The following is a 21,082-nucleotide window of genomic DNA, read 5'->3' on the forward strand; positions in this document are numbered from 1 at the left end:
CGCGAAAGTCCTTGGCCGTCAAGCCGAGGGCCGGCGCCCCGGCCCGGAGCCCCCTGACCGGGCGCGAAGGGCCTTCCGTCACTCGTGTCAAAACAACCGCAAGCAAGCATCGAGGCGGTCCGCAACGCGCATCAAGTTCTTCCGGAACGTGGTCCGAAGCGCCGGTCAGGCCGTCAGCAAGCGCGACGACTGAACCTCGCCCGCACGGGCTGCCCGCTCATTCGACGTCCGGCTCCCCGGACAGCAGCAGGATGGCTTCTCGCGCGGCACGCTGCAGTTCGACCGCCGCGGTCCAGCTGTTGCCTGAGGGCCTGATGGGCTCACCGACGGTGATGTCGATGGCCCCATGTCGCGGGAAGTGGTGTTCTGGACGCAGGATGGTCCGCGTCCCGCGAATCCCCACCGGGGTGACGGCCACCCCGGTCCGGGCGGCCACCACGAAGGCACCCATGTGAAACGGCCGCAGGCCGGGCGCGCGGGCCAGGCGGCCTTCGGGGAAGATGACGAGCGACTGGCCGGCACGCACCAGCCCGGCCAGCCGGTCGGCGTCCGCCACACCGTGTTCGCGCTCGTGGCGCTCGACGAACTGGTGACCCAGCCGCCTCAGTACGAATCCGTTGATCCCTTGATGCTCAAGGACTTCGGCGGCGACGAAGCGAAACGATTGCGGCATGACGCAGGCCAGCGCCAACGGATCGATCCAGCTGGGGTGGTTGGCCACCGCGATTGACGCGTCCGGGGGAAGGTGGTCAAGGCCGTGCACGGTGATCGCGGTTCCCGTGAGACGGGCCAGCAGCCGGACCGCCGCCCGCGCCACCTGCCACCGCCACCGCGCGCGTGGGAGCAGCAGCACCAAGACGGCGACCGACAACCCCAGCATGGTGTACACCGCCCACGCGTAGCCGGCGAAGGCCAGATCCGCCCCGGCGCGCCGGGTGCGGCGCAGCGACGGTGCCGCGCCGCGCAGGCGGAGCCGGGCCAGTTCCCACCACAGCGCGCGCGGTCGCGCGCCGATCTTGCCGGCCTGGTAGATGGCCCGGCTGGCGGACCGGCGGATCTTGCCGCTGGATGTCTTCAACACCGTGCGCGGCGGCGCCAGCACCACATCGTCGGGCGCTACCCCGAGCAGATCGACTGTGGTGGCTGCGATTTCGGAGCGTAGTGCCGCGCGTGCGTCGTCCCGCAGCGCTCGCGTCTCGGCCATGACGACGAGCCGCTCGGGGCCGCCGGAGGGATCGGGAGAGGCGAACACCGCGACACAGCCCTTGCGGACACCTTTGATGCCGCCCACCGCTTCTTCCAGTTCCGCGGGGTGCAGGTTGCGCCCGGCCCGGATGATCATGTCCTTGATCCGGCCGGTCACGTAGACGTCGGCCTCGACGGTGTACCCCAGATCGCCGGTGTCGAGCCAGCCGTCGTGGAACAGTGCGCGCGTCGCCGCCGGGTTGTTGAAGTAGCCTGCTGTCGCCGACGGCCCGCGAAACTCGATGCGGCCTTCGCGGCGGTCGCTCAACTCGTTGCCGGCGGCGTCGACGATGCGGATTTCATGTCCCGGCAGCGGCCGGCCGCAGGCGACGAATCGTCGGTCCCGCTCCCCGGGCCTGGCGGGCTCGGCCCGCCCGGACCTTGCAAAGGTGTCTCGGCGGATGCGGTCGATCACCGGACCGCGGCCGGGCGGCGGAAACGCCAGTCCCACCGACGACTCCGCCAGCCCATACACCGGGGTCATCGCTTCCCGGCGAAATCCATACGGGGCGAAGCGATCACCGAAGCGCTCGATGGTGTCGGCGCTCACCGGTTCGGCACCGTTATAGGCCAACCGCCAGCTGCTGAGGTCCAGTCCCTCGATCTCGTCGTCGCGGATCTTCGACAGACACAGTTCGTAGGCGAAATTGGGTCCGGCCGACATGGTGGCGCGGTTGGCATGAATCGCCCACAGCCATCGCGACGGGCGGATCAGGAACGCCTGCGGGCTCATCACCACCAGCGGCACACCGAAGTACATGCAACCGAGCCACGCACCGATCAGGCCCATGTCGTGGTAGAGCGGCAGCCAGCTGACGAACGTGTCCGACCCGGTCACCCCGGCGGCCTGACCCATCACCCGGATGTTGGCGAGCAGGTTGCGGTGTGTGAGTGCGACGCCTTTGGGCTGCCCGGTGCTGCCGGAGGTGTACTGCAACAGTGCGAGGTCGTCCGCCCGCGGCCGGGCAAGCGGTCGTGTGGCGCCTTCGCCTGCGCGCGTGAGGGATTCGGGTACGACGACGTGACGCAGGCTTTCGACATTCGAGCGCAGCAGGTGGCCGAGGGTGACGGCCTCTTCAACCGTGACGAGCAGCGTGGCACGGGCGTTGCTGAGGATGCCTGCGGTGCGGCGCAGGTGATCCGGCAGCTGGGACGGGCGCGCCGGCGGGTAGACCGGGACGGGCACGGCGCCGGCGAGGACCACGCCGGCGAAGGTCACGAAATACGCCCTCGAGGTGGGCAACATGATCGCGACCGCCTCGCCCGGCGCCACGTCGTGTGCGATCAGCCCGGCCGCCACGGCCGCCGCCTCCCGGTGCAGGGCGCCATAGGTCATGTCGGAGCCGTTCGGGGGGTCGCCCGTGTCGTCGAGGATGCGCAGATGGGTCCGGTCGGGCGTGGCATCGGCGTGCCAACCGAGCATGTCGTTGAGGCTCTGCGCGGACTCCGGCGTCGAAGCGGGCGGCGCGGTAGCCGGCAACGAAACGACACCACGGCCCACCCGCACCGCAGGACGGCCGCGCGCCAGGGCCGGATTGAGGGCCGTCACCAGGTCGCGCGGCGTCTCGGCACTGGACAGGATGTGCGGCGGCAACGCCACCCCGAACTTGTCCTGGACCCGCAGCAACAATTCCGCCAGCTCCAGGCTGCCGATGCCGAGTGTGTCGAAGGGGCTATCGAGCGTCACCGATGGCGACGCGGCCTGTGGGTGAACCTCTTCGACGAGGCCTCGCACCAGGGCCAGGACCGGAGGAGCGCAGTCTTGGGTCGCCATTGGTCACGAAGCGGCCGGGGATCCGAAAGCGCACCCGATGAGCGACTCCATGGCACGACTCCTCGAACTGCAATCCTCGAACTGGCGAATCAGTCCTCATGGTGCGGGCGTGCCCGGCTTTCCGGTAAGGGCGCAAAGCCATCAAACCGCGGGGCGTTTGTCACTCGGGGCGCTAGTCGAATGCATGGATCACCTGGCGGGCCACCTGCCCGATCTGCTGGTACATGGCGCGATCGAGGGGCAGATCGCGGAAACGGGGGATCTCCCCCGTCGTGGTGACCACGCCCGGTTCCTCGTGCGCCCAGTGGGCGTCCACTTTGTCGCCCAACGCGCGCGCGGGCGGATTGTCGGACAGCACGCGGGCGTGGAACCGCTTGATGCCGTCGACGCGGGCCGCGACCGCCAGTGCGCCCAGCAACAGCGTGCCGATTCCACGGCCCTGGTAGCCGTCCGCCACGGTGAGCGCGACCTCCGCCGAGGCCGGATCGTCTTGATCCCGGACGAAACGGGCGTCAGCGACGACCGGGCCCGTCACGCCGTCGGTGACGACCCAGACGAAGTGGTCGACATAGTCGACCTCGAACAGATAGGTCAGCCGCGCGTCGGTCGGGGCGCCGCCCTGGTACCGCCGGTACAGGGTCTCGCGCGAGAAGGAACCGCTGCTCTTGAACCGCTCGGCGTCACCGGGCAGGACGGGGCGCAACGAGAGCGCGGCGCCGTCTTTGGTCGATACCGGGATGGGGGCGACGTAAGCGGCCAGCCGCTGCCGCGCGGTACGCAGCAACCTCTCGGCGATAACCGGCATGGCCAGCATGAGGTCGAAGGCGGCGCTGTATCCGGTGTAGCCCGACACGTCCTCCCGCGCGGTCACCGTTGCCGTCCGGCTCGCGTGGCGCAGCAAAGCGATCTCGCCGACGACGGTCGCGCACGACAGCTCGGTGGTGATCACCCGCCCCTTCGGGCCGACATGCCTGATGGCGACCGAGCCGGACGCGATGATCGCGAATGATTCCGCTGGCTCCCCCTGCCGCATCAGGACCTCGCCGGCGGCGGCATGCAAGGGCTCGAGGAGGGTAGCCAACCCCGCGAGGTCCTTCGCCTCGATATCGGCGAACACCGGCAGCGCCGCCAGTTCCTCGGCGCTGACAGACATCACAGCGGGCCACCCGTCAGCCTCAGACTCCGTCCCGAGTCACACCCCGATTGCGAATCCATTGCTAATGCGGTCATCTCGCCGAATTCGGAATCCAGGACCCTTGAAACGAGTAACGTGGCCATGCACCATCCGCGATGTACGGTACGCGACCGGCACCGCCATCGCCGGAGAAGTAAGTAGGTGACCGCAGTGACAAAAGACCCTGCCGGACTGGGACTTCGGCAGGCCGGAAGTAAGACCAAAGCCTTTCGGTAATCGTGCTCTTGGCCTCTACGGCCGGACCTTCGGGACTGGTCGAATGGATCGTTACGGCTAATGGGGAGGGGACATGAATACAGCGAAGTGGCGGCAGCATTGGCCTCAGCGTAAGCCCACGGCCGCGATCTATCAGCTGACCGATCGCCTCCACGAGGGACATGTCGCCCGCGTGCCCGCCAATCAGATTCCCGAAACCGTGTCCGCCTGGCTGGCCGAACTCGGTGCCCACAGCCCCTTGGTCGACGACCTCGAGCGCGCCGTTCGAGGCGGCGACTGGTCCGCGGCACACGCCCTGGGCGAGTGCCTGTCCATCGAGATAGCCCCGACGGACTGACAACCGCCGCCGGTCGGACGCGGTCCCCGGGGACGTTTGCCGACCTTCCACGTGACTTTCGTCTCTATCGCCGGACCGCCACCCTCCGCAGGATCGAATCATATGCCGGTGCAGCACGCCACCGGTTCCCGTTCGGCAACAATGGATTCGAGCTATGAAAGCATCACTCGCCTCAACGGAGAGGCCCGATTTCCGCAAGATCGAGAACCGCGCGCCGTCGGTGGCACAGATGTTCGTCAACCGCGTCGCCGCCACCCCGCACGCGGAGGCCTTTCGCTACCCACAAGACCACACCTGGGCAAGCGTGACCTGGCAGCAGGTCGGCGAGCGCGTCAATAATCTCGCCGCGGGCCTGATCTCGCTGGGAATCGAGCACGAGGATCGGGTCGCGCTCGCGTGCGCGACCCGTTACGAGTGGGTGCTCGTCGACTTCGCGATCATGTGCGCGGGCGCCGCGACCACCACGGTCTACCCGACGACCAACGCCGGCGATGTCGCCTACATCGTCGCCAACTCCGGCAGCCGGGTGGTGGTCGCCGAGAACCAAACTCAGCTGGACAAGCTGCTCGAGCACCGCGCCGAACTGCCCGATGTGCGCAAGGTCGTCATGATCGACGGCAACGGCGACGGCGACTGGGTGATCTCCCTTTCCGACCTGGATCTGTTGGGCAAGCAACTGCTTGCCGATTCACCCGACGCCGTCAACCAGCGGATCGCCGCCGTCGGCCCCCAACAGCTGGCCAGCCTCATCTACACCTCCGGCACCACCGGGCGGCCCAAGGGTGTGCGGTTGACGCACGGGGCGTGGACGTACACCGCGGCGGCCATCGATTCGCTGGACATCCTGGGCCCCGACGACCTGAATTTCCTCTGGCTGCCGCTGGCGCACGCGTTCGGCAAGGTGATGCTGGCGTTGCCCCTGCAGATCGGTTTCCCCACGGCCATCGACGGCCGGGTCGAGAGGATCATCGATAACCTCGCGGCCCTGCGCCCGACCATTATGGGCGCGGCGCCGCGCATCTTCGAGAAGGCGCACGCCCGCATCCAGGACATGGCCGCCGAGCAGGGCAGGCTCAAGAAGATGGTCTTCGATTGGGCGATCGGGGTCGGCCTGAAGGTGTCGAAAGCCCGGCAGGCCGGCAAGGCTCCCTCGCTGGCGTCGTCGCTGTCCTACAAGGTCGCCGACCGGCTGGTGCTCTCCACGATCCGGGAACGGTTCGGCGGGCGCCTGCGGTTCTTCGTCTCCGCGGCCGCGGCCCTCGACCGCGACGTCGCGCAATGGTTCGACGCGGTGGGCATCATCGTGCTCGAAGGCTACGGGCTGACCGAGACGGCGGCCGCATCGTTCATCAACCGCCCCAACGCATACCGGTTCGGGACCGTCGGCCGGCCCTTCCCGGCCACCGACGTCAAGATCGCCGACGACGGCGAGATCTTGCTCAAGGGGCCCGGTCTGATGACCGCCTACCACGGCCTGCCGGACGCCACGGCCGAGGCGCTCGACGGGGACGGCTGGTTCCACACCGGCGACATCGGGCAGATCGACGCCGACGGGTTCCTGCGGATCACCGACCGCAAGAAGGACATGTTCAAGACCTCGCAAGGCAAGTACGTGGCGCCGTCGGCGATCGATGCGCGGTTCAAAGGCTCTTGCCCGTACGTGAGCGAGATCGTCGTCTACGGCGAGGGCAAGCCATACTGTGTCGCTCTGGTCAGCCTCGACACCGAGGCCATCACCGACTGGGCCGACAAGAACGGTCTGGCGGGTAAGTCGTTCGCCGAGATCGCGCATGACGACAAGACCCAGGAGCTGATCGCCGGCTACATCGACGCCTTGAACGCCGAGCTGAATCGCTGGGAGCAGATCAAGAAGTTCACCATCGCCGACCGCGAATTCACCGTGGAGTCGGGCGATCTGACGCCCAGCATGAAGCTCAAGCGCAAGGTGGTCATCGAAAAGTTCGCCGACCCCCTGGACGCCCTGTACGGGTGAACGGCGCCTCTACCGTTCTTGGTAAAGCTACGGCTGGACCGAGACGACGGTGACGGTTCCCGACCAGTAGTCGCCGACGTAGAGCCGTTCGCCGTCCGCGCTCACCGCCAGCGCTTCGGGATGACCGTCGAAATCGATGGTGTCCGTTACGCATTGGGCGATGGTGTCGACGATCGACACGCTGCGCCCGCCGAAGTTGCTCACATAGGCGTATTTGCCGCTCGGGCTGATCCGCACACAGCGCGGCAGGTCCCCGGCCGGCATTCGCTCCGCTTCGCCGGCGACCGTGTCGATCACCGACAACGAACCGCTGTTCACCACAAACGCCCGCAAGCCATCCGGCGTGATTTGCGCCTCGATCGGCTTGTCTCCCAGGTTGATTGACCTGACGTCGAAGGACACGAGATCGATTGCCGAGACACGGCAATGGTCATAATGTGTCGCGCACAGCAGCGACCCGCCGATGGTGATCATGTCGGGCGCGCCGATCAGGTCAACCGTGTGGATCACCGCATCCGTTGCGGTGTCGATGACCGCGAGCGAACCGGCGTCGTATTGGCGGTGGTGATCGCTGGGTCGGCACAGCCCCACGTACAGGCGTTGGCGTTCGGCGTCGGCCACCAGGCCGGTGACGACGCGGCCGTCGAACGCGGCCACGGCGCCGCCGATGGCGGCGCCCTCGCCGAGCGCCCACACCAGCCCTCGATTCGCGGCATTGCCGGCCGCGTAGACCACCGCCCCATCCGGTGTGTCGACCTGCTGCACGCAGCACGCGCCGGGAATGACACCGACGCGGTGGTCGGATATGTCGATCACCGAGATCGAGCCGCCGTGGTTGACGGTGTACAGCCGGCTGCCGTCGGCGCCCATCGTCAGCGCCCTGGGATGCGCCCCGACCGGGATCGCGCACGAGACCTCGTGCTGGCTGCTGATGAATGCCACCGAGTCGCTCAGCGCCGCGTAGCCAACCGAGTTGCCGGGATTGGCGGTGAGGTCGTGCAGCCGGTCGTCGAATGTCACCTGTGCGATGACGGATCCCCCGGTTCGTCGTTCCACCCGTCCCATCGTTGGCAAGCCGGCGGCGAGGAAGTAGGGAAGAAAGTCATCGAAACGACCGCTTCGGTCCGGGAAGCGGCGCCAGGCGTCGCGGCCGCGCAAGGTCTGGGACCTTAGACCCGCAGCCAGGGGCCAACGGCCCTCGTGTCGTCACTGTCGTGCTCCATACGGTCGGGTGAACAGCAAAAGACGACGCAAGCAGTGGAGGGATGGCATGCACGCAGATCGCCTTAAGGGGCTGGCGAAGGCGCAGGGCCCGTTCGTGTCGGTGTACTTCGACGACTCGCACGACACCTTGGACGCCGCCGAGCAGCTCGAAGTGAAGTGGGGCGACATCCGCAGGCAACTCGAGGACATGGGCGCGGGCACGAACGTCCTGGGCCTGCTCGAGCAGGCCGTGCTGCATCATCGGCCCGCCGTCGGTCGGCGGGGCCGCGCCGTGATCGCGACGGGCGATCAGGTGCTGGTCGACGAGCCGCTGATCGCCCCACCGGCGGCCACGGTGGTGCGCCTCTCCGATTACCCGTATGTCGTGCCGTTGATCGGTATGCAGGTGCAGCACCCGACGTACGTGTTCGCCGCGGTCGATCACACCGGGGCGGACATCAGCCTCTTTCAGGGCGGTGCCGTCACCTCGAAGACTGTCGACGGTGGCGGCTACCCGGTGCATAAGCCGGTCACGGCCGGCTGGAACGGGTATGGCGACCTCCAGCACACCACCGAGGAGGCGATCCGGATGAACTGCCGTGCGGTCGCCGACGAGCTCACCCGGCTGGTGGACGAGGCGGACCCCGAGGTGGTGTTCCTCAGCGGGCAGGTGCGTTCGCTCGCGGACGTGACGGTCGAGCTGCCGGAGCGGGTGGCCGTCCGGGTCGTGCAGCTGCACGCCGCCGCCCGCAAGACCGGTATCGACGAGAACGAAATCCGCGAACTGACCGCCGCCGAGTTCGAACGCCGTCGAAGCGCCGAAATGGCCGGCGCCGCCGAACGATTCGAAGCCGAACAGGGACGCCACTCCGGGCTGTCGGTCGACGGCCTGGCCGCCGTGTGCGCGGTGCTGCGCGACGGGAACGTCGACACGCTGCTCGTCGGCGACCTGGGCGACGCCACGGTGGTTACCGGCCAGGCGCTGACCACGATCGCTCCCGATGCCGATGCGCTGTCCGAGCTGGGTGAACCGGTGAAACGGGTGGCCAGGGCCGACGAGGCGTTGCCGTTCTGCGCGATCGCGGTCGGCGCCTCCCTGGTGCGGGCCGGCAACCGGATCGCGCCCGAGGCCGGCGCCGGCGCGTTGCTGCGGTATGCCGCGACCGACAGAGTCGCGGGTCGCCGAACTTAGGGAGCTCACCATGAGGCGTTTCATCGACCGGGCCGACGCGGGACGCCAATTGGCCTCGCGGATGGGATATCTGCGCGGGCAGGACGTTGTGGTGCTCGGCCTGCCGCGCGGCGGGGTTCCGGTGGCCTTCGAGGTCGCCAAGGCGCTGCACGCCCCCCTCGACGTGCTGTTGGTGCGCAAGCTCGGAGTGCCCTACCACCGCGAACTCGCGTTCGGCGCGGTCGGCGACGGCGGAGTTCGGGTATTCAGCGACGCCGTGGTTCGCGAGGCCCGGCTCACCCACCAGGAGATGGCTGCGGTCGAGGCCCAGGAGCTGGCCGAGCTGCAACACCGGTCGGAACGCTTCCGCGGTGCGCACCAACCGGTTCCGCTGGTCGGCCGGATCGCGCTGATCGTCGACGACGGCATCGCGACCGGCGCCACCGCACAGGCCGCCTGCCAGGTGGCCCGGGCCGAGGGGGCCAGCAGGGTGGTGTTGGCCGTTCCCATCGCGGCGGCGGAGACCGCCCGGCAGTTCGCTCAATACGCCGACGAGGTGGTGTGCCTGGAGACGCCGGTGCCGTATCTGGCCGTCGGCCAGGGATACCGGCACTTCCCTCAGACCTCGGATGACGAGGTGGTCGCCCTGCTCGAAAGCGCGCGAGACGATTTCGGGGTGGTCGCCGCCGACACCGATGATCCGCCGCTGCGCGACGAGGAGATCTGGGTGCCGACGGGACCCGTTGCGGTGGCCGGGCACCTGACCATTCCCGAGCGCCCCAAGGGTGTCGTGGTATTCGCCCACGGCAGCGGCAGCAGCAGGCACAGTCCGCGCAATCGCTTTGTCGCCGAGGTGCTCAACAACGCCGGCTTCGCCACCGTGCTCTTCGACCTGCTCACCCCGGCGGAAGAACGCAACCGCGCCAATGTATTCGACATCGCGCTGCTCGCGGGTCGCCTGGTGGACGTGACGGGCTGGCTGGCGGGGCAGCCCGACACCGCCGCATTGCCGGTCGGCTACTTCGGCGCCAGCACCGGGGCGGGCGCGGCGCTGAGCGCCGCCGCCCATCCCGGGGTCAAGGTCGCCGCGGTCGTCTCGCGCGGCGGCCGGCCGGATCTGGCCGGGGACGCGCTGAGCCACGTTGACGCCCCGACGTTGTTGATCGTGGGCGGACGCGACGAGATGGTGCTGGCGCTCAACCGGCAGGCCCAATCGAAGATCCCGGTCGAGTGTGAGGTCGCTGTGGTGCCGGGCGCCACCCACCTCTTCGAGGAAACGGGCGCCCTGGCGCAAGTGGCTGTGCTCGCGCGCGACTGGTTCACCGAGCACCTCGCGCAGCTGGAACACTGAATCCGTTTGCACCCCTGAGGATTTCCGTTTGCACGGAGCATTTCCGTTTGCACGCCTGTGAGGGTTTGGGGCGGCGGTCCCGGACGGGGGGATGCCGGGACCGCCGCGGATTCAGTTGGTCTATCGGTGTTCAGCCTGCCGGTGTGATCAGGCCGTAGTGCCCGTCGTAGCGGTGATACAGCACGCTGCCACGGTCGCGGGCGGTGTCGACGAAGAACAGGAAGGGCAGGCCGAGCAACCCGATCCGCTCGATGGCTTGCTCGACGTCGAGCCGCGGGGCGGGCTGCGGGCTGACGGTCAGCGGCAGACGGGACGGCGCCAGCTCGCCGGCGGCCGGATTGACCTGTGCCAGGCGGTATTCCGTCGGCCCGCCGCGATACAGGACGCTGTCTTGGCGGGTGCCCTGCTCGGTGAAGAGGTGGAAGTCGTAGTCGAGCTGTTCCATCTCGTGCGCAGCTTCTTCCACCGTGCAGGTCGGCAGGCTGTATGACTTGTGCCGCATGATTCGGCGTTCGTCTTCCGGCCGCGGGAAGTACTCCGGCCGGTGCGTCGGCTCGCTCTCGTGCCGCCATTCATGCGGACCGCGGCGGGGCACACCGGCCCGTTTGGCCTCCCAGTGCTCGGCGGCGCGCTCCAGCTGGCGGCGTAGCCGCGCCTCGAGCCGATCGATCGCCTCCCGCTCGGTGGTGCCTTCGACCTGCGCACGCACCGGCCGGCCGTTGACGTCGAGGTTCGCCTGAGCGATGACGCGGCGAGCCACGGCGGGGTCACCGTGCTCGCTCAGCCTGACGTGGGCGTCCAGCACCGGTTCGTGGGTGAGGTGGCTGAGCTCGCCGATCTTCGTGCGTGCGTAGTCCTCGGCATCGGGCAGCTGACCGTGCGTCGTCACCCGCACCTCGAATGCGGCCGGCAGATCGGGGCGTTGTCTCATGATGGCTTTCGTTCTCCGTCGTGTCGCTCAGTGATGCAGGCCCGTGACGGGCTCGTGCGTACTGGCCTGGATGTCGGTGGATGTCGCGGCGAACAGCTGGTTCGCCAGATCGGACAGCGCGCGGGCGATGGCCAGCTCGTCGCCGATGGCGGCCACCGGCGGGTCGGCCGGATCGAGTCGCGCCAGGCCGGTGCCCACGAGCGTCTTGCCCGCCCACGACAGTCGTGCCTTGGCCCGCGTCCGTTCGTCGCGCTCTTCGACCAGCACGTCGATGTGGCATTGCTTGGTGCCGTCGTCGGTGTTCGTCATCGCCAGATCTCCTCGGGTTGCCGAGCGTTTCCTCGGCGCTATTGATGCGACCACTTCGTGCCTGTGCCCGAGTAGGGGCGGAAGTCCCGAATCGCCGGGCCGTTCGTCGGCCACGCCACGCCCGGCCGGGCGCGTTGAAGGCAGATCAGCAAATGCGCGGACGCGCACGAAGAATGCGCCGACTTAATCGACATTATTGCTGGGCTTAATCGACAGTTTCGTTCGTGTATATCGACGTGCCCAACAGTAACGGGCGTGTCCGACGTCCCGACACAGACCAAGTACCTGCATGCCTCGCGGGGCCGCCGGTCGTCGCCCCATTCGGGCGACGACCGCGAACAGGCGATCCTGGCCACGGCCGAGCGCCTGCTGCAGGAGCGACCGCTGGCCGACTTTTCCGTGGACGACCTAGCAAAAGGCGCCGGGATTTCGCGCCCCACCTTCTACTTCTATTTCCGATCGAAGAACGCGGTGCTGCTGTCGCTGCTCGACCAGATGAACGGCAAGGCGCATGCGGCACTGAGGAATCTCGGCGGGATATCGTCCGGCGACCCCGCGGAGCTGTGGCGGGCGCGCATCGAGGCGTTCTTCGAGGTGTCGGGCTCTCACCCGGCGGTCGCCGTGGCGGGCGCCGCGGCGAAGGCGACCAACCCCGAGGTGCGCCAGTTGTGGTCGGCGCTCATGCAGCGGTGGATCTCGCTGACCACGGCGGCCATCAAGGCCGAGCGCGGTCGGGGCGCAGCGCCCGACACCATCCCGGCCGAGCAGCTGTCGGTCGCACTGAACATGTTGAGCGAGCGGGTGATGGCCGCGACGTTCACCGCCGAGGACGAGGCGATGCCGGAGGACAGGGCGGTCGAAACCTTGCTGCACATCTGGCTGGCCAGCATCTACCAGCGCTGAGCGAGGGCCCCCCGGGCGCGGTCGAGGCTCTGGTCGATCAGTCGGTCGACCGCGCCGAAGTAGGTTGGTGACGGCGGCTTCCCCGCCAGCTCGGCGATCGCGTTCTGTTCCCCCGAAACGTCTGCCGCGTCGAGGTTGTCGGACATCCGGTCGGCGTGCACCGTCAGCCCCGCCAGCAGTTCGCCGCATTGGGATCCGGCGACGAGGCTGCGCCGGGCCAGAGTGCGCAGGGCGTCCCATTCGGCGTGCCAGGCGCCGTCAGGCCGCTCGTCGTTGGTCAGCGCCGCGGCGGTGTGCAGGGTGGCCGCCAGCTGGGGTGCGGACAGGGCGGCCCGGCGGATGAGGATGGACAGCACCGGGTTCCGCTTGTGCGGCATGGACGACGAACCCCCACGGTTTGCGGCGCCCGGCTCGCTCAGCTCGCCGATCTCCGGACGGGTCAGGGTGACGACGTCCGAGGCGATCCGGCCCCAGGAGTCGGTGCAGCCGACGAACGCGTCGGCCGCCGCGGTGACCGGTGTGCGCGTCGTGTGCCACGGCGGCCGGGAAACCAAACCCAAATCCGTTGCGACGCTGTGCACCAGGCCGGTGGAGGCCGCGGCTGCGTCGGCGGCGCCGGTGAGCAGCGCCGCCAGCTCGGTGCCGGCGGCCAAGGTGCCGGCCGCCCCGCCGATCTGGACGGGGCAGACCACCGCGGCCAACCCCTCGAAGGCATCGACGGCACCGTTCAGCCAGCCGGCCACCTTCGCCCCGAACGTGGTGGGCGCCGCGTGCTGGGTGAGGGTGCGTGCCACCATGGGCGTCACCCGGTGCAGGGTGGCCAGCTCGGTCAGCGTCGAGATCTGACCCTTCAGTTGTGCGGCCAGCTCCCCCACGACCTCGCGCACGCCGAGCATCAGGCCGGTGTCCAGCACGTCCTGACTGGTGAGCCCGCGATGGATCCACGGCGCCACGGCCGGCGCGGCGCGCTCCCGCAGCAGGCCGACGAGGCCGATCATCGGGTTGCCGCCACCCTCGGCGCCAACCGCCAGGGCCTCACAATCGTTGGGCGTCAATAGCATTGGCAGGTCGGCTCCGGCGCACTCGGGTGGGGCCAGGCCCGCGGCGGACAGGGCGTCCAGCCAGGCGGATTCCACCGCGACCATGGATTCCAGCAGGGCCCGATCCGTCATGTGCTCTCCGGCCCGATGGTCTCCGGGCCACAGCAGGTTGGTCATCGCCGACCGCCCCGGTAGGCCAGGAACACGGTCTCGCCCGGCCCCTGCAGGCGGATGTCGAAACGGTAGCCGGGGCACTCGTTTTCGGCGACGCACAGCAGGGTGGCGCGGCGCTCGGCGTCCAGGCCCGCCAGCAGCGGGTCGGCGCCCAGGCCACCGTCGGGCAGGTATGCGCGGGTGTACAGGCAGTCCAACAGGCCCCGCGCGAACACGGTGAGGGCGAAGAACGGCGGCCGGGCGGCGTCGGGCGAGCCGGGCGTCACGGTGGTGAAGCGGTAGGCACCGGCGGCGTCGGTCGCGCACCGACCCCATCCCGTGAACGTGGCGGTATCGCGGCGCAGTGAACCGGGCTGCTGGATGACGCGCCCCGCGCCGTCGGGCTGCCACAGCTCGACCAGCGCGTCCGGTACACCCTCGCCCGCGCCGTCGTAGACGGTGCCCCGCAGCCGGATGGCGCGCGGATGGCCCTCGCCCACCAGCGCGCGATCGCCGGGATAGGGCAAGCCGAGGTCGAGGAACGGTCCGACCGTTTGTCCTGGGGTGCAGCAGGATTCAGCCATCGTCGTCCTCGACGGGCGTTCTCCGCGCGCCGGCCAGCACGATGTCCCAGCGATACCCGGTCGCGTACTCGGGCTCGGTGAGGTCGTGGTCGTAGCGGGCGATCAGCCGTCGACGCGCGGCGGGGTCGAGCACCGATTGAAAGATGGGGTCCAGGTCGAACATCGGGTCGCCCGGGAAGTACATCTGGGTGACCAGGCGCTGGGTGAACGCGGTCCCGAAGACGGAGAAGTGGACGTGCGCGGGACGCCACGCGTTGCGGTGGTTGCGCCACGGGTACGGCCCGGGCTTGATGGTGACGAAGCGGTACGAGCCGTCCGGCCCCGTCAGGCACCGGCCCGCCCCGGTGAAGTTGGGGTCGAGCGGGGCGGGGTGCTGGTCGCGCTGGTGGCGATAGCGGCCGCCCGCGTTGGCTTGCCAGACCTCGAGAAGCTGTCCGGCGACCGGTTTGCCCGATCCGTCGAGCACCCGCCCGGCGACGATGATCCGTTCGCCCAGAGGTTGGCCCGGATGGCCGGCCGTCAGGTCGGCCTCGAGCGGGTCGACGTCGCGGTGGCCGAAGCACGGTGCCCAGCGTTCGATGTCTTCGGGATCGACCGCCACCAGCGCGCGGGTGGGATGGCGCAGCACGGTGCCGCGGTAGGGCGGGTAATCGAGCCGGGGCTGCGCTTCGGCCCCCCGGTATTGGGCTGCGATGGCGGCGATCTCGGCCGTGATGTCAGCCTGAGACGCGACGCACTCGGCGGTCATGAGCCGTGACGCTACTCTCGATGGCCGCGCACGCCGCGCATATCAGCGGCGCGATCGCCGTCAGAGCGAGCGCACCAGCGCCGCCCGCCCCTTGGTGCGCATCTTGTACAGGGCGGACCCGCGGTACTGCTCCATCTTGGCGGCCATCTTGTTGCCGAGCTCTTCGAGTTCGGCGTCGGTGATCTTCACCTCGGGGGGCGCCGGAATCATGTCGCGCTCCTCTTCGTCGGCGTGGGCCTCCAGCACCGTCTTGAAGGAGTTCCATTCGTCCTCATAACCCGGCGCGCTCTGCGGCGTCTTGAGCAGCACGGAAAGCTGGTCGATCACCTGGCGGTGCTCGGCGTGGGCCACCGCGATCAGTTTGGTGGCGTCCTTGAGGGCCGGGTAGTACAGGTCGTCCTCGATGCGGAAGTGGATGTCGAGTTCGATCAGCATGTCGTCGAAGAGGGCATGCCGCTCCTCGCTGTTCACCGGCGCCTCGCTGACCTTGCGGCCCAGGCCCTTGATCACGATGTGGTGTTCTTTGAGCACGTCGTAGGCGTTCATTTGCCTTCCCCTTCTCCGATTCCCACCGCTGCGCCGAGCCCGGGCTCGGGTTCCGACCGGACCTCGACCATTCCGTCGACCAACCTCGCCTGATAGCACGGCAGCGGCGCCGCCGCCGGGCCACGCAGCACTTCGCCCGACTCGGCCGCGAACCATGAACCGTGCCAAGGGCATACGAGCCGCCCCCGGTCGATCCAGCCGTCGGCCATGGGGGCCGCCAGGTGCGGACACAGCTCCCCGAACGCCGCGACCTCCCCCGGCCTGGTCTGGCAGACCACCAGCCCCACCCCGTCGACCTCGACACGCACCGGCTTGCCGTTCAGCGAGCTCGCGGGCAGCACGGGCTTCCATTCCGTGGTGCGCAGCCGCGCGCCGGACTGGTCGATGCCGATGCCGGATTCGAACACCAACGCGCCGCCCAGGTAGCTGCCCGCGACGGTGATGCCGTAACCCAGTGCGGTGAGGGCGATTCCGCGGCCGTGGCGGCCGCGGCGGCGATCCCACCACGACTGCGCGTAGAGCGCGGTGGCGGCCAGGTTCACCAGACCGTGCACGGCGCCCACCCGGCGGTCGGCCTCATGGGTGTGCTGCCAATCGGTGACGCCGGTGACGGCCGAACCGATGCTGGCCAGGATCCCCACGCCGAGCGCGCGGGACGCGAACTTCGAGGCGTCGCGCACCTCGGTGGCGGGTTGGCCCGGCAGCAGGCTGAGCGCGTCGAGCGCGACGGTGGTACCCAACGCGCCGCTCGTCAGCGACGCCAGCGGCGGGTGCACGGGGTGGCCGAGCCACACTCCGTGCAACGCGTTGGTGACGGTGTTGCGGGCGCCGCCGAGGCCGTTGAAGGCGAAGCTCAACAAGTGCTCGAACCGATAACTCGGCCGATCCAGCCACTCTTGACGCCCGATGGCGGACACCACTCGCGATCCGAGCTTTTGCAATCGACCATCCAGTGACCGAGCGGCCATGGCACCAGCCCTTCCTCACCTGCGCCGCAAATTGGTCGCAGCGCACGCAAAATCAAACCCTTTACCCCTTGGTTACCGCGCGCTCACATGGACAGTGGCGCCGACGTGACCACCGTATCCCGGCCTCGTGGCCACATGATTGTCAGCAACCTGTGAATTACCACAAAGCCTTCTTGTAGAAAGCTGGCCGAGAATCCTCGCCGGTGAGACACCCGGGAACGCCCGATTGACCGGGGGCGGGTGAATGCGGGATTCTACTTAGCGGAAGATATCTCTGCACAGCAGACATGACAGCGTGGGACGGGGGTGCCGTGGCAGTCCATCGCGCCGCCCGCGACGGCCTTCTCGACCCCGTTTTCGCCAGCGTCCGCGACGGCATGATCCCCGCGCACATCTACAACGACGCCGAGCTGTTCGCGCTGGAGAAGGAGCGACTGTTCGGCCGGGCGTGGACGTTCGTGGCGCACGAGTCCGAGATCCCGCAGGACGGCGACTACGTGGTGCGCCGCGTCCTCGACGATTCCTTCATCATCACCCGCGACTCGACCGGGCGATTGCGCGCCTTGTTCAATATGTGCCTGCACCGTGGCATGCAGGTGTGCCGCGCGGAGATGGGCAACGCCACCAACTTCCGCTGCCCCTACCACGGTTGGACCTACCGCAACGACGGCCGACTCACCGGCCTGCCGTTCCACCGGGAGGCCTACGGCGGCGAGGACGGGTTCGCCAAGGATACTCAAACCCTTTTGCCCGCACCGAAATTCGCGAGCTATAACGGTCTGCTGTTCATCAGCATGGACGCGGCAGCCGAACCGCTCGAAGACTTCCTCGGCGACTTCCGGTTCTATCTGGACTTCTACACCAAGCAGAGCGCCGGCGGCCTCGAGGTGCGGGGGCCGCAGCGCTGGCGCATCAGGGCCAACTGGAAGATCGGCGCCGAGAACTTCGCCGGCGACATGTACCACACGCCGCACACCCATGCGTCGATCGTCGACATCGGCCTGTTTCGCGAGCCGAAAGCGCAGAAACGCAAGGACGGCGCGACCTACTGGGCGCACCGGGGCGGCGGCACCACCTACAAGCTGCCGCCGGGCGGTTTCGACGAGCGCATGCGCTACGTCGGCTATCCCGACGACATGATCGCCCGGATCAAGGACGTGTGGACGGCGCGACAGCAGCGCTTGGTCGGCGAGGACGGCTTCATGATCTCGGCCGCCACCTGCTTTCCCAATCTGAGCTTCGTGCACAACTGGCCCAAGGTGCGGGACGGTCAGCACGATGAAACCCTGCCCTTCATCTCGATCCGGCTGTGGCAGCCGATCAGCGAGAACGAGACCGAGGTCTGCTCGTGGTTCGCGGTGGACTCCGCCGCTCCCCCGCAGTACAAACAGGATTCGTACAAGGCGTATCTGATGTGCTTCGGTTCGACCGGCATGTTCGAGCAGGACGACGTGGAGAACTGGGTGTCGCTGACCACCACCGCGGGCGGTGCCATGGCGCGGCGGCTGCTGCTGAACAGCCGGATGGGCCTGCTGCCCGACGGCAGCCCGGTGGTCGAGCCACTGACCGCCGAGGCATTCCACGGGCCGGGGCGGGCGCAGGTCGGCTACAACGAGCACAACCAGCGCGCGCTGCTGAGCATGTGGGCCGACTACCTGCAGGGGGTAGGCGCATGAGAAAGGCGTTGCCGTTTCATGACATTCGGCATCTGCAGGCCCACCAGTTCCTGGTCGACGAGGCCTACCTGCTGGACGCCCAGCGGTACGAGGAGTGGCTGGACACGCTGAGCGACGACGTCCGCTACGTGATGCCGGTGCGGGTGACCACCGCGCGCGGCGCCGGGTTCGACGCCTCACCGGGAATGGCGCACTTCGACGAGGACAAGTATTCGCTGAGCCAGCGGGTCGCCCGGATGGGTACCGAACACGCCTGGGCCGAGGATCCGCCGTCGCGGCTGCGGCACTTCGTCAGCAACGTGCGCACCTTCGAAGGCGACGACCCCGCGCACCTGGTGGTCGAATCGGCCGAGCTGCTGTTCCGCAGCCGGGGTGACGTGAACGAAAGCGCGTTGCTGTCGTGCGGCCGCGAGGACCTGCTGCGCCGGTGTGACGACGGCTGGAAGCTGGCCCGCCGCAACATTTTTGTCGACGAATCCGTGCTCCGGATGCAGAACCTGGCGGTGTTCCTGTGAGCGAACAACTGCAGCGACTCCTCGACGGGGCGGTCGGCGAGCCCCTCGTCGTCGCAAACGAATTCACCGAGGTGGTGGTGCGCCGCGTCGACACCCGCAACGGGTCGAGGCTGCTGGTCAGCGCGCCGCGATCGGGGCAGTGGATCACCCTGGACGCGCTGGAAGTCGAGGCCCTGACCCGGCAGAACAGCCGCACCCTGGCGGCGATGGTCGGCAATCCGCACGCCCCGCTGCTGCCGGACGACGAGGACCCGCGATGACGGGCTGGCTCGAGGGCAAGCGCGCCCTGGTCGTCGGCGCCGGCTCGGGGATAGGCCGGGCCGTGCTCGACGCGTTCCGCGCCGAGGGCGCCAAAGTCGCTGCGCTGGAACGCGACCACCAGAAGTGCGAGAGCCTGCGCGCGGAGTCACCCGACGTCCCGGTCGTGGAGGGCGACGCGGTCACCCGCGACGCCAACGAACGAGCGATCGACGCCGCGGTGGGCGCCCACGGCGGGCTGGACACGCTGGTTCACTGCGTCGGGATCTTCGACTTCTACCGGGGCATCGGCGACATCCCCGCCGACGACCTCCCCGGCGCGTTCGACGAGATGTTTCGCACCAACGTGCTGAGCCAACTGCAGTCGGTCAAGGCGGCGCTCCCCCGGTTGCGATCCGGCACGGGACCCTCGATCATCCTGACCGCGTCCGCCTCGTCCTTCTATCCCGGACGCGGCGGAACCCTGTACGTGGCGTCGAAGTTCGCCGTCCGCGGCCTGGTGGCCGCCCTGGCCCACGAGCTGGCGCCGCGGATCCGGGTCAACGCGGTGGCGCCGGGCGGCACGCTGGGCACCGACCTGCGCGGGCTCGCCAGCCTGGGCCTCGAGGGGGTTCGCCTGGACGACTCCCCCAACCGGGCGCAGGAGCTGGCCGCGCGCACGCCGCTGAACGTCGCGCTCACCGGGGCCGACCACGCCTGGAGTTTCGTGTTCCTGGCCTCCGACCGGGCCCGCGGGATCACCGGCGAAATCGTCCGCCCCGACGGCGGATTCGGGCTGGGCGCGCCGACATGACCTCCCTCGACGAGCAGCGCGCCCTGGTGGCGCAGGGCTGTCGGGTGGCCGCGGCCCGCGGCCTGGTCGACGGTGTCCTCGGCCACCTGAGCCTGCGGGTCGACGACGAGCGGCTGCTCGTCCGATGCCGCAGCGACACCGACGCCGGCGTGGCGTTCACCCGGCCCAGCGACATCCGGCTGGTCACCTTCGACGGCGGCGCGGGCGGTGACGGCGAACTCGACGGGTACCGCGTGCCCAACGAACTGCCCATCCACGTCGAGACCATGCTGGCCGATCCGGCGCATCGCGCCGTCGCGCACCTGCATCCGCCCGCCGTGGTCGCCGCCGACCTGGCCGGAATCGCGCTGCGGCCGATCTACGGCGCCTACGACATTCCGGGCGCGCGGCTGGCCCGCGGGGGCGTGCCCGTCTACGAGCGCGCCGTGCTCATCCGCACCCGGGCGCTGGCCAGGCAGATGGTGGCGGCCATGGGCGGACGGCAGGTGGTGATCTGCCGCGGACACGGGATCACCAGCGCGGCCGCGACCGTGCCGCAGGCCGTGCTGCAGGCGATCGGCCTCGACGCGCTGGCCCGAATGTCGTTGCGGGTCAAGAACGCCGGCGGCACCCTGCGCGACATCGACGACGCCGATTGGGACGACCTGCCGGACCTGGGAGCGTCGCTGCACACCGAGGCCGCCTGGCGCCACGAGGTGGCGCGGTTGCCGGCCGACTGAGAACTTGACCACCGGCGTCAGGCCGCACATTTATGCTGACCTCGATGGCGAACAGCAGCCCCGATCCGACCACGCCGTTATGGCGTGCGGCGCAGGTGTTCCGGCTGCTGAGCTGCATCTACGCCACCGGCTTCCAGATCGCCATCAACCCGGACCTGCGCCTGCCCGCGCTGGGCTGGGCGCTGTTCGCGGTGCTGATCGGCTGGAGCGCGGCGTGCGCGCTGGCGTACCTGCGCGGGTTCGGCCGCCGGCCGGCGTGGGTGCTCGCCGAGATCGTGATCGCCGTGCTGCTCATGGCGTCGAACACCATCGTCACCACCCCACACTGGGCGGCCGAGAACCAGACCTGGCCGACGACGCTGTGGGCCAGCAACCCGACGATCTCGGCGGCCATCCTGTTCGGCCCGGCCGGCGGCATGCTCACCGGCCTGGTGGTGATGGCCACCAATTTCGC

The 21,082-nt window shown here is 69.0% G+C and carries 21 protein-coding genes; 11 read left to right on the top strand and 10 right to left on the bottom strand.

The features are described from left to right. Positions 1-217: 217 nt before the first annotated feature. Together A5713_RS16490 and A5713_RS16495 are read right to left on the bottom strand one after the other, a co-directional pair. The gene (locus A5713_RS16490) at positions 218-3,019 is read right to left on the bottom strand and encodes an AMP-binding protein (protein ID WP_068097164.1); all 2,802 of its coding nucleotides are present in this window, start codon (positions 3,017-3,019) and stop codon (positions 218-220) included. A 172-nt stretch (positions 3,020-3,191) separates the two neighbouring features. Beyond that, a complete protein-coding gene (locus A5713_RS16495; protein WP_067918640.1) occupies positions 3,192-4,172 on the bottom strand; it encodes a GNAT family N-acetyltransferase in 981 nt (326 codons plus the stop codon). Positions 4,173-4,503: 331 nt separating this feature from the next. Between A5713_RS16495 and A5713_RS16500 the strand changes: the two genes are divergently transcribed. Next, positions 4,504-4,767, top strand: coding sequence for a hypothetical protein (locus A5713_RS16500; protein WP_067918642.1), 264 nt, complete (start codon positions 4,504-4,506; stop codon positions 4,765-4,767). Positions 4,768-4,921: 154 nt separating this feature from the next. After that, on the top strand, positions 4,922-6,760 hold the full coding sequence (locus tag A5713_RS16505) for a long-chain fatty acid--CoA ligase (RefSeq protein ID WP_068097166.1): 1,839 nt from the start codon (positions 4,922-4,924) through the stop codon (positions 6,758-6,760). A 27-nt stretch (positions 6,761-6,787) separates the two neighbouring features. Here the strand turns inward: A5713_RS16505 and A5713_RS16510 are convergent, their stop codons facing one another. Then, positions 6,788-7,816: a YncE family protein gene (locus tag A5713_RS16510; protein ID WP_142393443.1), complete on the bottom strand. Its 1,029-nt coding sequence runs from the start codon at positions 7,814-7,816 to the stop codon at positions 6,788-6,790. A 214-nt stretch (positions 7,817-8,030) separates the two neighbouring features. Between A5713_RS16510 and A5713_RS16515 the strand changes: the two genes are divergently transcribed. Both A5713_RS16515 and A5713_RS16520 read left to right on the top strand, forming a co-directional pair. Then, entirely contained in the window at positions 8,031-9,155 is a 1,125-nt protein-coding gene (locus A5713_RS16515) for a hypothetical protein (protein ID WP_068097173.1), read from the top strand. A gap of 10 nt (positions 9,156-9,165) precedes the next feature. Next, the gene (locus A5713_RS16520; protein ID WP_068097176.1) at positions 9,166-10,485 is read left to right on the top strand and encodes a phosphoribosyltransferase; all 1,320 of its coding nucleotides are present in this window, start codon (positions 9,166-9,168) and stop codon (positions 10,483-10,485) included. 130 nt (positions 10,486-10,615) lie between these two features. On the opposite strand, the gene A5713_RS16525 is transcribed toward A5713_RS16520, so the two are convergent. Both A5713_RS16525 and A5713_RS16530 read right to left on the bottom strand, forming a co-directional pair. Next, on the bottom strand, positions 10,616-11,416 hold the full coding sequence (locus tag A5713_RS16525) for an HPF/RaiA family ribosome-associated protein (RefSeq protein ID WP_068097179.1): 801 nt from the start codon (positions 11,414-11,416) through the stop codon (positions 10,616-10,618). Positions 11,417-11,443: 27 nt separating this feature from the next. Next, the gene (locus tag A5713_RS16530) at positions 11,444-11,725 is read right to left on the bottom strand and encodes a DUF1876 domain-containing protein (RefSeq protein ID WP_067918654.1); all 282 of its coding nucleotides are present in this window, start codon (positions 11,723-11,725) and stop codon (positions 11,444-11,446) included. A gap of 255 nt (positions 11,726-11,980) precedes the next feature. Here A5713_RS16530 and A5713_RS16535 point away from each other — a divergent pair, with 255 nt between their 5' ends. Continuing rightward, a complete protein-coding gene (locus tag A5713_RS16535; RefSeq protein ID WP_067918657.1) occupies positions 11,981-12,628 on the top strand; it encodes a TetR/AcrR family transcriptional regulator in 648 nt (215 codons plus the stop codon). Here A5713_RS16535 and A5713_RS16540 read toward each other — a convergent pair. Genes A5713_RS16540 through A5713_RS16560 form a run of 5 tightly spaced genes read right to left on the bottom strand, consistent with a single transcriptional unit; the run spans position 12,616 to position 16,667 of the window. Then, a complete protein-coding gene (locus A5713_RS16540) occupies positions 12,616-13,845 on the bottom strand; it encodes a lyase family protein (RefSeq protein WP_068097182.1) in 1,230 nt (409 codons plus the stop codon). The genes A5713_RS16535 and A5713_RS16540 overlap by 13 nt on opposite strands. Continuing rightward, on the bottom strand, positions 13,842-14,405 hold the full coding sequence (pcaG, locus tag A5713_RS16545) for a protocatechuate 3,4-dioxygenase subunit alpha (protein WP_068097184.1): 564 nt from the start codon (positions 14,403-14,405) through the stop codon (positions 13,842-13,844). Before pcaG ends, A5713_RS16540 begins: the two co-directional genes overlap by 4 nt. Then, positions 14,398-15,153: a protocatechuate 3,4-dioxygenase subunit beta gene (pcaH, locus tag A5713_RS16550; RefSeq protein WP_068097187.1), complete on the bottom strand. Its 756-nt coding sequence runs from the start codon at positions 15,151-15,153 to the stop codon at positions 14,398-14,400. The genes pcaG and pcaH overlap by 8 nt, the downstream gene beginning before the upstream one ends. Before the next feature lie 60 nt (positions 15,154-15,213). Then, positions 15,214-15,699 (bottom strand): hemerythrin domain-containing protein, encoded by a 486-nt coding sequence (locus A5713_RS16555; RefSeq protein ID WP_067918666.1) that lies wholly within the window; start codon positions 15,697-15,699, stop codon positions 15,214-15,216. Next, positions 15,696-16,667, bottom strand: a complete 972-nt coding sequence (locus tag A5713_RS16560; RefSeq protein ID WP_068097190.1) for a Rieske 2Fe-2S domain-containing protein — start codon at positions 16,665-16,667, stop codon at positions 15,696-15,698. Before A5713_RS16560 ends, A5713_RS16555 begins: the two co-directional genes overlap by 4 nt. Positions 16,668-17,044: 377 nt before the next feature. On the opposite strand from A5713_RS16560, the gene A5713_RS16565 reads away from it, so the two are divergent. The 6 genes from A5713_RS16565 to A5713_RS16590 all read left to right on the top strand — a co-directional run. Then, positions 17,045-18,343: an aromatic ring-hydroxylating dioxygenase subunit alpha gene (locus A5713_RS16565; protein WP_231980465.1), complete on the top strand. Its 1,299-nt coding sequence runs from the start codon at positions 17,045-17,047 to the stop codon at positions 18,341-18,343. Beyond that, complete coding sequence (locus tag A5713_RS16570) at positions 18,340-18,858, top strand: 3-phenylpropionate/cinnamic acid dioxygenase subunit beta (protein WP_068097196.1); 519 nt, start codon at positions 18,340-18,342, stop codon at positions 18,856-18,858. Before A5713_RS16565 ends, A5713_RS16570 begins: the two co-directional genes overlap by 4 nt. After that, entirely contained in the window at positions 18,855-19,118 is a 264-nt protein-coding gene (locus A5713_RS16575) for a dihydrodiol dehydrogenase (RefSeq protein ID WP_068097199.1), read from the top strand. The genes A5713_RS16570 and A5713_RS16575 overlap by 4 nt, the downstream gene beginning before the upstream one ends. Further along, positions 19,115-19,909: a 3-(cis-5,6-dihydroxycyclohexa-1,3-dien-1-yl)propanoate dehydrogenase gene (gene hcaB / locus A5713_RS16580; RefSeq protein WP_068097202.1), complete on the top strand. Its 795-nt coding sequence runs from the start codon at positions 19,115-19,117 to the stop codon at positions 19,907-19,909. Before A5713_RS16575 ends, hcaB begins: the two co-directional genes overlap by 4 nt. Further along, the gene (locus A5713_RS16585; protein ID WP_068097204.1) at positions 19,906-20,628 is read left to right on the top strand and encodes a class II aldolase/adducin family protein; all 723 of its coding nucleotides are present in this window, start codon (positions 19,906-19,908) and stop codon (positions 20,626-20,628) included. Before hcaB ends, A5713_RS16585 begins: the two co-directional genes overlap by 4 nt. A 32-nt stretch (positions 20,629-20,660) precedes the next feature. Then, positions 20,661-21,082, top strand: a 422-nt coding sequence (locus A5713_RS16590) for a DUF5931 domain-containing protein (protein WP_231980459.1), incomplete at its 3' end; no start/stop codon positions are given.

The organism is Mycobacterium sp. E2497 (genome assembly GCF_001668695.1).
Lineage (GTDB): Bacteria > Actinomycetota > Actinomycetes > Mycobacteriales > Mycobacteriaceae > Mycobacterium.